The organism is Modestobacter sp. DSM 44400, assembly GCF_900107175.1.
In the GTDB taxonomy this organism is placed as follows: domain Bacteria; phylum Actinomycetota; class Actinomycetes; order Mycobacteriales; family Geodermatophilaceae; genus Modestobacter.
Genome location: NZ_FNOZ01000004.1, coordinates 122,770 through 135,742, shown reverse-complemented (window position 1 = coordinate 135,742; position 12,973 = coordinate 122,770). Strand labels below are relative to the sequence as shown.

The following is a 12,973-nucleotide window of genomic DNA, read 5'->3' as shown; positions in this document are numbered from 1 at the left end:
AAATGGTTAGGGAGTGTCAGCACCTCGTCATAGCCTGACCAGGCCATGACCGATGACCCCACGCTCGAGACGACCCGGGGCCGCCTCTCGGCGCTGGCGCGGCTGTGGCCGTTCGCTCGCCCTTACCGCGGCCTGATCGCGCTGACCTTCACCGGCGCGCTGCTGGCCACGCTCACCCAGCTGGTCATCCCGCTGGTCATCCAGGCGGTGGTCGACGGGCCGATCGCGGACGGCGACCGGGCCGGCCTCGTCCCGCTGCTCGCCCTGGCCCTCGGCTTCGGGCTGGCCGAGGCGGCCCTGTTCTTCCTCCGCCGCTGGGCGATGAACATCAGCAGCCTGCAGATCGAGCGCGACCTGCGCGACACCCTCTACCAACGGCTGCAACGCCTGCCGATCGCCTTCCACGAGGGCTGGCCCTCCGGTCAGCTGCTGTCCCGCGCGACCACCGACGTGTCCACCATCCGGCGCTTCGTCGGCTTCGGCGCGGTCTTCCTCGTGGTCAACCTGATCACCTGCGCAATCGTCGGCGTCCTGCTCGTGCTCACCTACTGGCCGCTGGGCGTCGCGGTGCTGATCACGAGCATTCCGTTGACGGCGTTCGGGCTGCGCTGGGAGAAGCGGTACAACGCCCAGTCCCGGCTGGTGCAGGACGAGCAGGGCGAGCTGGCCACCGACGTCGAGGAGGCCGTCCAGGGCATCCGCGTGGTCAAGTCGCTGGGCCGCAGCCGGCTGGTGTTCGGCCGCTACGACCGCAAGGCGCTGCGGCTGCACGACCTGCAGCTGGTCAAGGTGCGCACGCTGGCCCAGATCTGGTGCCTGTTCGAGTTCCACCCGCAGATCACCCTGGCGGTCATTCTGGTCGGCGGCTCGCTGGCCGTGGGCAGCGGCGCTCTCACCGTGGGCGGCCTGGTCGGCTTCGTCGCGCTGTTCACCGTGCTGCTGTGGCCGATCCTGTCGCTGGGCTTCCTGCTGGCCCAGGCCCAGGAGGCCGCCAGCGCCTGCGACCGGATCGGTGAGCTGCTCGACGCCCCGCTGACGGTGACCGACTCCCCGGGCGTCCGACCCCAGCAGGTCGGCACGCCCGCCCGACTGCGCTTCGAGTCGGTCGGCTTCCGCTTCCCCGGTGCCGGGGCGGCGATCCTGGACGGCGTCGACCTCGACGTCGCTCCCGGCGAGACCGTCGCCCTGGTCGGCGCCACGGGGTCGGGCAAGACCACGATGACCGCCCTGGTCAGCCGGCTGCTCGACGTCACGTCCGGACGCGTGACCCTCGACGGGCACGACGTCCGCGACCTGCCGCTGACGCAGCTGCGCGGTGTTGTCGCCACCGCCTTCGAGGACGCGACGCTGTTCTCGATGAGCGTCCGGGAGAACCTGACGCTGGGCCGGCCTGACGCGGGCGACGACCAGGTCGCGGAGGCGCTGCGGGTGGCCCAGGCCGAGTTCGTGCACGACCTGCCCTGGGGGCTGGACACCCGGATCGGCGAGCAGGGGCTTTCCCTGTCCGGCGGGCAGCGTCAACGGCTGGCGCTGGCCCGTGCGGTGCTGGGCCGCCCGTCGGTGCTGGTCCTCGACGACCCGCTGTCGGCGCTGGACGTGCACACCGAGGCGCTGGTGGAGCGTGCGCTGCGCGACGTGCTGGCCGAGACCACGGCGCTGGTGGTGGCCCACCGCGCCTCCACGGTGCTGCTCGCCGACCGGGTCGCCCTGCTGGAGGGCGGGCGGATCACCGCCGTCGGCCGGCACACCGACCTGCTGGCGGAGGTGCCGGCCTACCGCGAGCTGCTCTCCTCGGAGTCGGAGCTGGGTGGCTCGGCGAACCTCGGCGACCTGAGCGAGGTGGGCAGCCGATGAGGTGCTCGACAGCACGGCGTAGCCGTTCCGCTCCGGCACCGGAGGTGGGTCGATGAGCACCGCGAGTCCGGCCGGCCCGCCGTCCGGCACCTCCCCGTCCGGCCCCACCCCGCCCGACACCTCCGCCGGCTGGCGCGGCGTGGCCACCGAGGACGACGACGACCTCTCCGCCACCGCCAGCTCCTTCCTGCGCGGCCGCTCCCGGCAGCTGCTCGGTGAGCTGCTGCGCCCGCACCGCCGGGCGCTGTGGGTGCTGCTCGGGGTGATCCTGGTGCAGAACCTGGCCTGGCTGGCCGGGCCGTTCCTGATCGGCGTCGGCATCGACGTCGCCGTCCCGGCACTGCTGGACGGCGATCCCTGGCCGCTGGTCTGGACGACCGCGGCCATGGTCGGGGCGGCGCTGGCCGACACGGTGCTGCGCTACCGCTTCCTGATCGGCTCGGGCCGCGTCGGGCAGGCGGTGCTGCTGACACTGCGGCGGCGCGTGTTCACCCACGTGCAGCACCTGCCGCTGTCCTTCCACGAGCGCTACACCTCGGGCAAGACGATCAGCCGGCTGACCAGCGACATCGAGGCTCTGGCGGAACTGCTCGACGAGGGCCTCGACGGCCTGCTCACCGCCCTGTTCAGCGTGCTCACCATCGGTGTCGTCCTGCTGGTGCTCGACCCGCCGCTGGGCCTGGTCGCGCTGCTGGGCTTTCCCCTGCTGTTCCTGCTCAGCCGCTGGTTCCAGCGCAACTCCACGGTCGCCTACCGGCGCACCCGCCAGACGATCGCGGCACTGATCGTCCAGTTCACCGAGACGATGGGCGGCATGCGGGCGGTGCAGGCCTTCCGCCGCGAGCCCCGCAACGACGAGCTGCACGCCCAGCTGAACGAGGACAACCGCCGCGCCCACCACCGGGCGTTCTGGCTGATCGCGGTCTTCGTGCCGCTGGTCACTCTGATCGGCAACGTGATCACCGTCGCGGTGCTCGGCTACGGCGCGCTGCGCGTGATGGACGGCGACCTGGCCGTCGGCGTCCTGGTGTCCTTCCTGCTCTACCTGCGCCGGTTCTTCGACCCGCTGCAGGACATCGCGATGTTCTACAACAGCTACCAGTCGGCCAGCGCGGCGTTGGAGAAACTGTCCGGGGTGCTCGAGGAACGGTCGGTGGTGGCCGAGCCGGTCGACCCCACTCCGCTGCCCTCGGGATCCGGGGCGGCCGCCGGAGAGGTGGTCTTCGACCGCGTGCGGTTCGGTTACGGCGCGGCCACCGTGCTGCCGGAGCTGCACCTGACCATCCCGGCCGGGCAGACGGTGGCGCTGGTCGGAGCGACCGGTGCGGGCAAATCGACGCTGGCCCGGCTGGCGGCGCGCTTCTACGACCCACTGTCCGGCCAGGTGCGCCTGGACGGCGTCCCACTGGACCAGCTCGCCGACGCCGACCTGCGCCGTGCGGTGGTCATGGTGACCCAGGAGAGCTTCCTGTTCTCCGGGTCGATCGCCGACAACATCTCCTTCGGCCGGCCCGACGCCACCCGCCCGGAGGTGGAGGCCGCGGCCCGGGCGATCGGTGCACACACCTTTATCGCGGCGCTGCCGGAGGGCTACGACACCGACGTCCGCAAGCGGGGCGGCCGGCTCTCGGCCGGACAGCGGCAGCTGGTCAGCTTCGCCCGGGCGTTCCTGGCCGATCCCGCGGTCCTGGTGCTCGACGAGGCCACCAGCTCCCTCGACGTGCCCAGCGAGCGGCTGGTGCAGCGGGCCCTGCAGACGCTGCTGGCCGACCGGACGGCGCTGATCATCGCCCACCGGCTGTCGACCGTGGAGTTCGCCGACCGGGCGCTGGTCATGGACGCCGGCCGGATCGTCGAGGACGGCTCCCCCGCCGACCTGGTCGCCGGCGCGGGCCGGTTCGCCGACCTGCACCGGGCCTGGGCCGACAGCCTGGTCTAGGACGGCCCCGTCCAGGGCACCGCTCCGAGCTCATGAGGGGTGAGGAGGACGGGTCTTTCCCGGAACAGCGTGCAGGTCGCGACCGTTCGGGTACACGACAGGCGCTCGCGCAGGTGGACGCCGTGGGGTCGGAACGCCCGGTCCCCACGCCGCCGCCGGGCCCATTGATCGGAGGCTGACATGACAGCATCGGTGTCCATGCCGCTCGGCGGCGTGCAGGTCGGTACCTACGGCGACTACCCCTCGGCCCAGCGGGCCGTGGACTTCCTGTCCGACGAGAAGTTCCCGGTCGAGAACGTGACGATCATCGGCAGTGACCTGCGGATGGTCGAGCGGGTGACGGGGCGGCTGAGCTGGGGCCGTGCGATCGGTGCCGGCGCGGCCAGCGGAGCCTGGTTCGGGCTCTTCGTGGGCCTGCTGCTGGGCATCTTCGCCCCCGACGGGACCAGCTGGATCGGGTCGGTGATCACCGGGCTGCTCATCGGCCTGGTGTTCGGCGCCGTCTTCGGGGCCGTCGGCTACGCGGCCTCGCAGGGTAAGCGCGACTTCACCAGCACCAGTCAGACGGTCGCCAGCCGCTACGACGTACTGGCGGCTCCCCCCGTCGCCGAGCAGGCCCGGGAATTGCTCGCCCGGCTGTCGCTGCGCGGCTGACCTACGGCCGGGGCGGGTCCCGCGCTCAGTAGGAGCCGCCCCCGTGCAGGTTCGTCCCGCGGTAGGCCTCGGGATTGCCCCGCTCGCTGCCCCGGTCGACACCCTGACCGATGTCGCCCCGGACCCGCGCACCGCGCCCGGGCACGCCGGTCGTGCAGCCACATCGAGCTCAGCACGACGACCAGCACGATCCCGGCCACGATCCAGAACGTCATGGACCGACCGTAGGGGGCCGCGGGTGTCCGAGCACGCCGGCCCTGCCTGGTCGACGTGCCACTACCTGGGCGACATCCAGCTCGCGCTGATCTCCGGTGGGTCCGGCGCCGGCGTGTTCGTGCTGGCCGCTCAGGTCAGCGCAGCGACGCGAAGGCGATCGCCGCCGCCGCGGCGACGCCCAACGAGTCCACCCCGGTGCGCATGGGGATACGGGCCCGCACCTGCACGGCCTGCTGCGCCGCGACCGTGAGCCCCGGACCCTCAGCGCCGAGCAGAACGGCAGTCCGCCGGTGCGACCGCGGGTCGACATCGGTCAGGTCGACGGCATCGGCGGCCGGGGTCAACGCCACCGTGCGGTAGCCAGCAGCGTGCAGCTGGTCCAGATCGCCGGGCCAGTTGCCGAGCACCGCGATCGGCAGGGTCAGCACGTGCCCCATCGACACCCGCACGCACCGCCGGTACAGCGGGTCGGCGCAGGCCGGGTCCAGCAGCAGCCCGTCGATGCCCAGCGCCACCGCCGAACGGGCGATCGACCCGATGTTCTCGTGGTCGTTGAGCCCCTCCAGCACGGCCAGCCGGCGCGGCGCCGCCGGGTCGGGACCGGTGATGAGCTCACCCAGGTCCAGCGGTGGGATCCGGTCGGCGGAGGCCAGCACCCCGCGGGTCAGCCGGAAGCCGATCACCTCCGAAAGCACCCACCGGTCGGCCTCGTAGGCCGCCACGTCATCGGGGAGGCCGAGGTCGGCGACCCGGCCGGGGATGCCGAAGACGGTGCGCACCGGGTACGGCGACGCCAGCAGCCGCTCGACGGCCGGCACCCCTTCGACGATGACCGGGCCGGTACCCCGCTCGGTGCCGGGCCGGCGGTCTCCGGCGACCAGGTTGCGGAAGTCGGCGACCCGCTCGTCGGCGGGGTCGGTGATCACCTCGGGCAGCGTCGGCACGGCCGCGATCATGCCCGCCCGGGAGATCGCCGTCCTCACCTGCGTGCCGCCGTCCTCGCCCCACAGCGTGCGGACGGCGGCTGTGGCGTGCGGTTCGCGATCACCCGCCGCGCCGCGGGCCGGGACGCCGCGCACCGGAAAGACGCGTGCACGGCAGTGCCGGAGGGCCCTGTGCCCGGGCGAGTAATTCATCTAGCGTTGAGTTCCTCGTCCCCTGAGTCGGAGGCCGGCATGGACGCCGCAGTCACCGTCACCGATCTCGTCGTCGACCGCGGCCGCCGCCGCGTGCTGCACGGCCTGTCGTTCGCCGTCCCACCGGGCCAGGTCACCGGGCTGCTCGGCCCCAGCGGCAGCGGGAAGTCCACCCTGCTGCGGGCGCTGGTCGGTGTCCAGGTGGTCCGCTCCGGCGAGGTCACCGTGCTCGGTGAGCCGGCGGGCTCCACCCCGCTGCGCTCCCGGGTCGGCTACGTCACCCAGGCACCCAGCGTCTACGCCGACCTCACCGTGCGGGAGAACGCCCGCTTCTTCGCCGCGCTCTACGGGGTCGGCGCCGCGGCGGCCGACCGGGCGGTGGCCGACGTCGGGCTGGACGACGCGGCCGGGCAGCTCGTGCGCGACCTCTCCGGGGGCCAGATGGGACGGGCGTCGCTGGCCTGCGCCCTGCTGGCCGCGCCGGAGGTACTCGTGCTCGACGAGCCGACCGTCGGGCTGGACCCGCTGCTGCGGGTCGAACTGTGGAACCAGTTCCACGCGCTCGCCGCAACCGGGACGACGCTGCTGGTGTCCAGCCACGTGATGGACGAGGCCGGCCGCTGCGACCGGCTGCTGCTGCTCCGCGAGGGCCGGCTGCTCGCCGACTCCACCCCCGCCGAGCTGCGGGTCCGCACGGGCACCGACGACCTGGAGGAGGCCTTCCTCCGCGTGGTCCGCGAGCAGCGGACCGGGGTACGGGCATGACCGCCATCCCGACGCACGCCCGCCCGCACGCCGCGCCGGGCGCCACCACGCTGGCGGTCACCGCCCGGGTGCTCCGTCAGCTGCGGCACGACCCGCGCACCATCGTGCTGCTGCTCGTCGTGCCCAGCCTGCTGCTGGGCCTGATGGACGCGCTGTGGACCGGGCAGCCGCAGGTCTTCGACCGGGTCGGCCTGGTGATGCTGGCGATCTTCCCGTTCGTGGTGATGTTCCTGGTCACCAGCATCGCGATGCTCCGCGAGCGCACCTCCGGCACGCTGGAGCGGCTGCTCACCACACCGCTCCCCCGGCCGGCACTGCTGCTGGGCTACGGCGCCGGCTTCGGCCTCGCGGCCGCCGTCCAGGCCGCCGTCACCACCGCCGTCGGCTTCGGGCTGCTCGGCCTGGAGACGGCCGGCCCGCTGGGCTGGGTGGTGCTGATCGCGATGGTCGACGCTGTCCTCGGCGTGGCCCTGGGGCTGCTGTGCAGCGCATTCGCCCGCAGCGAGTTCCAGGCGGTGCAGTTCATGCCGGTGGTCGTGCTTCCGCAGGTCTTCCTCTGCGGGCTGCTGGTGCCGCGCGAGCAGATGGCGGGCTGGCTGCAGGCGATCAGCGACGTGTTGCCGTTGACCTACGCCGTCGACGCCCTGCAGGAGGTCGGCAGCTCCTCGGCGGCGACCGGCCGGATGGGGCTGGACCTGGCCGTCGTGGCCGGCGGCGCGCTGCTGGCCCTGGTGCTGGCGGCGGCCACCCTGCGGCGGAGGACCAGCTGAGCGAGCCGGCCGCCCGGCCGCGCCGGGCCCGCGGCACCGGCCGCCGTCCTGGCAACCCCGGGACCCGGGACGGCGTCCTTGCCGCGGCCCGCGCCACCTTCGCCGAACGCGGCTACGACGGCGCCTCCATCCGGGTCATCGCCGCCGCCGCCGGGGTCGACCCGGCGCTGGTGCACCACTACTTCGGCAGCAAGGAGAGGCTCTTCCTCGCCGCCGTCGACGCCCCGGCCGATCCCGACGAGCTGCTGCCCGCGGTGCTCGAGGGCGGCCCGGCCGAGCTCGGCGCGAACGTCGTCCGGATGGTGCTCGGTGTCTGGGACGGGCCCGGCCGGGCCGCCGGGCTGGCGCTGATCCGCTCCGCGGTCAGCAACGAGTGGACGGCGCGGCTGCTGCGCGAGTTCATCGTCAATCGGGTCGTCCGCCGGGTGGTGGGCACCCTCGGGCTGCCCCCGGCCGAGGCGGAGGCCCGGGGGGCGCTGGTCGCCTCTCAGCTGGCCGGGCTGGTCGTCACCCGGTACGTGCTGCGGGTGGAGCCGCTGGCCTCGGCGCCGGCCGAGGAGCTGGTGGCCGCGGTCGGGCCCACGCTGCAGCGTTACCTGACCGGACCGGTGGCCCTGCCCAGCGGAACGGCACCCAGCCCCTAGGCTGCGCACTCGATGAGCGGTCCCGAGGGCTTCCGGTTCGCCGACGACCCGCTGGCCGCGCCGGTCTTCACCGCCGCGCCCGTGGAGGCCTCGGCCGCGGTGTGCCGGGGCGTGTCCAAGACCTACCGGACGGCGACCGAGTCGGTGCCGGCGCTGGTCGACGTCACGCTGGCCATCCCGCGGGCACAGGTGACCGTGGTGGTCGGGCCGTCGGGATCGGGCAAGTCCTCGCTGCTGCGGCTGCTCGCCTGCATCGACCGCCCCGACAGCGGCGAGGTGCTGATCGCCGGGCAGCGGGTCGACCAGTTGCGCGCCCGGGCCCGCCGCCGGCTCCGCCAGCAGCAGGTCGCCTACCTCTTCCAGCGCCCCGGGGAGAATTTGCTGCCCTACCTGGACGCGGTCGCCCAGATCCGGCTGGCCGGCCAGCTGCGCGGCACGGCGGTGAGCGACGCCGACGCGTTGGACCTGCTGGACCGGCTGGGCCTGGCCGAGCGGGCCGACCACCACCCGGCACAGCTGTCCGGCGGGGAGCAGCAGCGCCTCGCCGTGGCCTGCGGCGTGGTCGGCGCCCCCGCCCTGGTCGTGGCCGACGAGCCGACCGCCGAGCTGGACACTGCTGCAGCGGAACGGGTGCTGGCCGCGATGGAGGACCTGTCCACCGCCGGCGTCGGGTTCGTCATCTCCTCCCACGACCCGCGGGTGATGGCGGTCACCGACGGCTTCATCCGGCTCGACCACGGCCGGCTGATGCCGGCGTGACGGGTGGCTTTGAAGGCAGTGGGCTGGTAAAGCGGTACCGGCGCGGCGCGGAGACGGTGTCCGCCCTGGCCGGGGTGGACCTGCAGGTCGACGCCGGCGAGTTCGTCGCGCTCGTCGGACCGTCCGGGTCGGGCAAGTCGACGCTGCTGGCGCTGCTGTGCGGCTGGGAGACCGCCGACGAGGGCATCCTCAGTTACCACGGCGCGCTGGCGGACCGCCGCCCGGACACCCTGGGCTGGCCCGAGCTCGCCCTCGTCCCGCAGGCCCTCGGGCTGGTCGCCGACCTCAACCTGGGCGACAACGTGCTGCTCCCGGCCCGGCTGCGCGGCACCCTCGCGACCGAGGAGCCGCGAGCGCGGGACCTGCTCGCCGACTTCGGTCTCGACCACCTCGTCGACCGCTACCCGGCGCAGGCCTCCCTCGGGGAGCAGCAGCGGGTCGCCGTCGCCCGCGCCCTGCTGCTGCGCCCGGCGGTGCTGCTCGCCGACGAGCCCACCGCCCACCAGGACCGCGGGCATGCCGACCGGCTGCTGGACGCCGTCACCGACGCCGCCCGCGCCGGCTCCGCGGTGCTCATCGCCACCCACGACGAGCTGGCCTGGGCCCGCGCCGACCGGGTGCTGTCGATGCGCGACGGCCACCTGACCGACGGCGCGCCGTCGTGAGCCGCAGACTCTGGCGGCTGCCGCCCTGGACCCGAGCGCCGTGGCTGGGACTGCGCCAGCCGGCCGCTGTCGCCGCCGTCCTGGTGACCAGCGCGATCCTGGCGTGCGCGGTCGCCTCCGCGCCGCTGTTCCTGTCCTCGGCCCGCTCCGCCGCGCTGCAGCAGCAGCTGGCCCCGCAGTGCGCGGAGGCCGGCTGGGTGCAGGCGGGCTTCGGAAGCCAGCAGCTCACCCAGAACGGCGTCGCGACCGGTCAGCTGGCGTCCGCCAACTTGGACGAGGTGCTGGCGGGGGCCTGGCGCGAGCAGGGTCGGGCCAGCTCGCCGGTGCTGGCGACAGCGCAGCTGGTCGGGCGGTACCGCGGACCGGACGGCGCCACCGTGGTCGCGCCCTCGGGAGAGCCGGTGTCGATCCAGCTGAGCCTGTTCTCCCGGCCCGGCGCGACCGAGCATGTGCAGGTCGTCGACCAGCAGCCCGGCGAGGGCATCTGGTTGCCGGCCGGGTACGCGCAGAACTCGGGCATCGCCCTCGGGGACACGATCACCGTGGCCGACCGGCCGGTGGACGTCGTCGGCCTCTACACCGATCTCTTCACCGTGGACCCGGGCGCCTACTGGTGCGACTACCGACTGCTCTACGCCAACGACACGAGCTCCAACACGCCTCCACCGGCACTGGGGATCGTGCCCGACCCGGCGACCTTCCACCGACTGGCCGCCGGCTACACCGTGGTCGAGCAGATCGCCCAGGTGCCACTGGACGCCGACCGTCTCTCCCTCACCGACGCCCGGGCGGTGCGGGCCGAGCAGGAGCGTGCCCAGCAGCGGGCCTTCGCGCTGGCCGACGACGGACGCACGTTCAGCCTCACCAACCAACGTCTCGCCACCGCCGCCGACCGCGCGCAGCTGATCGAGTCCGGGCTGCGTGGGCCGGTCATCCCGGTGGCCGTCGCCGGTGCCCTGCTCGCGCTGCTCCTGGTCGCGGCCGCCGGCAGCTTCTGGGCCGACCGGCGGGCGAGTGAGGTCCGGCTGCTGGCCGCCCGCGGGGTGGGCCCGGTGCCGCTGGCCGGGAAGGCGGCCCTGGAGCTCGGGCTGCCCGCGCTGGCCGGCGCGGCGCTGGGCTGGGCGGCGTCCCGGCTGCTGATCGCCGGCCTCGGGCCGGCCGACGACCTCGACCCGGCGGCCACCAGTGCGGCGGTGTGGGCCGGTGTCGCCGCGTTCGTCGTCGGGCTGGGCGCTGCCTCCGTGGTCGCCGGGCTGCGGGCCCGCGGCACCGCGGAGCGTCCGCTGGGCGCGACACCGCGGTGGCCGGCGCAGGTGCCGTGGGAGCTGGCCCTGCTCGCGGCCGCCGCCTGGTGCTGGGCGCTGTTGGAGGGCCGGGACGCCATCGTGAGCACCGGCGGGGTGGCCCAGGTCAACGGGCTGCTGGTGGCCTTCCCGCTGCTGGGCATCGCCGGCGCCGCGGTGCTGCTTGCCCGGCTGGTCACCGCCCTGCTGCCGCGGCTGCGCGGCTGGGCGGGCCGCCGGGCACCGGCGGTGTTCCTCGCGGTCAACCGGCTGACCGCGGCCCGGCTGGCAACCGCGACACTGCTGGTCGCGGTCGCCCTGCCGGTCGCCGTGCTCGGTTACACCGCCACGCTGACCGCCAGCTCGCAGACGACTCTGGACGCCAAGGTCGGGGTGCAGATCGGCGCGACCCGGGCGGTCATCTCGGTGAGCCGGTTCCAGTCGACCGCCGCGATCGACGCGGTGGGCACCTACGTCGTCCGGTACGACGGGAGCGCGCTGGCCCCCTCCCAGGACGGTGGCAGCGGCGACCGCACCGACGTCCAGGTGCTCGCCGTGGACCCCGACGACTTCGCCGGCACCGCCTTCTGGGACGACTCCTTCGCCGACCAGCCGCTGGCGGAACTGCTCGCCGCGCTGGACGGGCCCGAGGTCGACGGACGGGTGCCGGTGGTGGCCGCCGGACTGTCCGCCGGCGATCCCGACCTGTGGCTGGGCAGCCAGGCGCTGCCCGCCCAGGTGGTCGCCGAGGCCCGGGTGCTGCCGGGTCGCCGCTCCGCCGACCCGGTGGTGATGGTGGCCGCCGACCGCGTCCCGGACGTGCCGCGGTCGGCCGGCGCGGGCCGGATGGCCGAGGTCTGGACCGACGGGTCGATCGGCCCGGCCATCGACTCCCTCGTCGCCGCCGGCGGCGTGGACAGCCGGGAGCTGCAACCGGACCAGGTGCAGACCAACGCGAACTTCCTGGGGATCACCTGGACCTTCGGCTACCTGTCCGCGCTGGCCGTCTTCGTCGGTGTGATCGCGATCGGCGGCCTGCTGCTGTACCTGGAGGCCCGGTCCCGCACCCGGGTGTCGGGGTACGTGATGGCCCGCCGGCTGGGGCTGTCCCGGGCGGCCCACCTGCGCTCGCTGGTCGTCGAGTTGGCCGGGGTCGCCGTCGCCGGCCTCGTGCTCGGCGCGGTGCTGGCGGCCGGTGCGGTGGCGGTGGTCAACCGGCGGCTGGACGTCGACCGGCTGCGCCCGCCCACCCCGCTGCTCGACGTCCCGTGGACGGCGGTGGCCGCGACGGTCGCCGGAGCGGTCGTGGTGGCCGGGCTGGCCGCGCTGTACGCCCAACGCGCCGCCGACCGCGCCGACCCGGCGACCGTGCTGCGCGATGACGCTTGAGGCCCCCTCCAGGGCCCCGCCCCGAGCTTGCGAGGGATGGGGAGGAGGAGGTCCTTCATCATCTCGGGGCGCGGGCGAGTTGTCGGCTCTGCGCGACGAGCCGGCCGGTGCAGTCCCAGATCCGGTAGTCCTCGTCGAGCCATCCACCGGCGACCTCGCTGGCCCGGGCCTCCACCAGGCACCAGCCCGGGGCCGGCAGCGCCCGGATGAGCACCTGCAGCTGCACCGTGGGAGCCCACCCGTACTGGCCGATCGCCCAGCTGGTCGGCGGCAGCACGTCGGCGAACAGGACCAGCGCCAGCGGGTCGGGCTCCCGGCCGCCGGTCAGGCGGACCCACGCCCGCATCACCGGCTCCCCCAACGGCTGCCCGGCGGCCCAGCCGGCGGTCGCCGGGTCGAGCCGCGTCTCCACCCGCTCCCGCAGCCCGACCACGGGGACCGGGTGACCGGCCAGGTCGGCCCCGGCGTCCGCGGGCAGGCACCGCTCGACGGGAGGAACCTCCGGCATCGGAGAGGAGAACACCGGGGCGTCCTCGCCCAGCGTGGCAGTCGTCGCCTGGACGGCGAGCGTGGGGCCGGCCGGGTCCCCCAGCGTCACCTGCGCGTGCGCCAGCGTGCGGCCGGCCGGGCCGGGCGTCACGGTGAGCGTCGTCCTGCCCGGGCCGGTGACCCGCAGGTAGCTGGCCGACAGCGCCACCGGGTGCGGGTGCGGTGACTCGAGCACCGCGGCCCGCGCGGCGACCGACAGCAGGTACCCGCCGTTGAGCACCCCGCTGCCGACGTCCCAGCCCGGGTCCAGGACGGCGGTCAGGCCGCCGCCCTCGCCGCGGGAGACAGCGGTGGCGGCGTCGAAGTCGGACAGCGGGACGGCGTCGGTCGGCGGCACGCCGAACAGGGTG

General features: G+C 74.5%; 11 protein-coding genes. 9 read left to right on the top strand and 2 right to left on the bottom strand.

What is annotated here, in order from left to right:
• Positions 1 to 45 precede the first annotated feature (45 nt).
• From BLW04_RS04910 to BLW04_RS04900, 3 genes are all read left to right on the top strand, one after another.
• Complete coding sequence (locus BLW04_RS04910) at positions 46 to 1,854, top strand: ABC transporter ATP-binding protein (RefSeq protein WP_091537650.1); 1,809 nt, start codon at positions 46 to 48, stop codon at positions 1,852 to 1,854.
• 52 nt (positions 1,855 to 1,906) lie between these two features.
• Complete coding sequence (locus tag BLW04_RS04905; RefSeq protein WP_091537649.1) at positions 1,907 to 3,793, top strand: ABC transporter ATP-binding protein; 1,887 nt, start codon at positions 1,907 to 1,909, stop codon at positions 3,791 to 3,793.
• A gap of 180 nt (positions 3,794 to 3,973) precedes the next feature.
• Positions 3,974 to 4,447 carry a YflT domain-containing protein gene (locus tag BLW04_RS04900; RefSeq protein ID WP_254781063.1) on the top strand — a complete coding sequence of 158 codons (474 nt, stop codon included), beginning with the start codon at positions 3,974 to 3,976 and terminating at the stop codon, positions 4,445 to 4,447.
• A 350-nt stretch (positions 4,448 to 4,797) separates the two neighbouring features.
• Here the strand turns inward: BLW04_RS04900 and BLW04_RS04895 are convergent, their stop codons facing one another.
• Complete coding sequence (locus tag BLW04_RS04895) at positions 4,798 to 5,742, bottom strand: TrmH family RNA methyltransferase (protein ID WP_254781062.1); 945 nt, start codon at positions 5,740 to 5,742, stop codon at positions 4,798 to 4,800.
• 96 nt (positions 5,743 to 5,838) lie between these two features.
• Between BLW04_RS04895 and BLW04_RS04890 the strand changes: the two genes are divergently transcribed.
• From BLW04_RS04890 to BLW04_RS04865, 6 genes are read left to right on the top strand one after another with little or no spacing between them, the layout of a single operon-like run.
• Positions 5,839 to 6,564 carry an ABC transporter ATP-binding protein gene (locus BLW04_RS04890; protein ID WP_091537648.1) on the top strand — a complete coding sequence of 242 codons (726 nt, stop codon included), beginning with the start codon at positions 5,839 to 5,841 and terminating at the stop codon, positions 6,562 to 6,564.
• The gene (locus BLW04_RS28050) at positions 6,561 to 7,334 is read left to right on the top strand and encodes an ABC transporter permease (RefSeq protein WP_091537647.1); all 774 of its coding nucleotides are present in this window, start codon (positions 6,561 to 6,563) and stop codon (positions 7,332 to 7,334) included. The genes BLW04_RS04890 and BLW04_RS28050 overlap by 4 nt, the downstream gene beginning before the upstream one ends.
• Positions 7,331 to 7,978, top strand: coding sequence for a TetR/AcrR family transcriptional regulator (locus BLW04_RS28045; protein ID WP_091537701.1), 648 nt, complete (start codon positions 7,331 to 7,333; stop codon positions 7,976 to 7,978). The genes BLW04_RS28050 and BLW04_RS28045 overlap by 4 nt, the downstream gene beginning before the upstream one ends.
• 12 nt (positions 7,979 to 7,990) lie before the next feature.
• Positions 7,991 to 8,737 carry an ABC transporter ATP-binding protein gene (locus tag BLW04_RS04875; protein WP_091537646.1) on the top strand — a complete coding sequence of 249 codons (747 nt, stop codon included), beginning with the start codon at positions 7,991 to 7,993 and terminating at the stop codon, positions 8,735 to 8,737.
• Positions 8,734 to 9,402, top strand: coding sequence for an ABC transporter ATP-binding protein (locus BLW04_RS04870; protein ID WP_091537645.1), 669 nt, complete (start codon positions 8,734 to 8,736; stop codon positions 9,400 to 9,402). The genes BLW04_RS04875 and BLW04_RS04870 overlap by 4 nt, the downstream gene beginning before the upstream one ends.
• Positions 9,399 to 12,074, top strand: a complete 2,676-nt coding sequence (locus BLW04_RS04865; protein ID WP_091537644.1) for an FtsX-like permease family protein — start codon at positions 9,399 to 9,401, stop codon at positions 12,072 to 12,074. Before BLW04_RS04870 ends, BLW04_RS04865 begins: the two co-directional genes overlap by 4 nt.
• 58 nt (positions 12,075 to 12,132) lie before the next feature.
• On the opposite strand, the gene BLW04_RS04860 is transcribed toward BLW04_RS04865, so the two are convergent.
• Complete coding sequence (locus BLW04_RS04860) at positions 12,133 to 12,960, bottom strand: acyl-CoA thioesterase (protein ID WP_091537700.1); 828 nt, start codon at positions 12,958 to 12,960, stop codon at positions 12,133 to 12,135.
• Between the last annotated feature and the right edge of the window lie 13 nt (positions 12,961 to 12,973).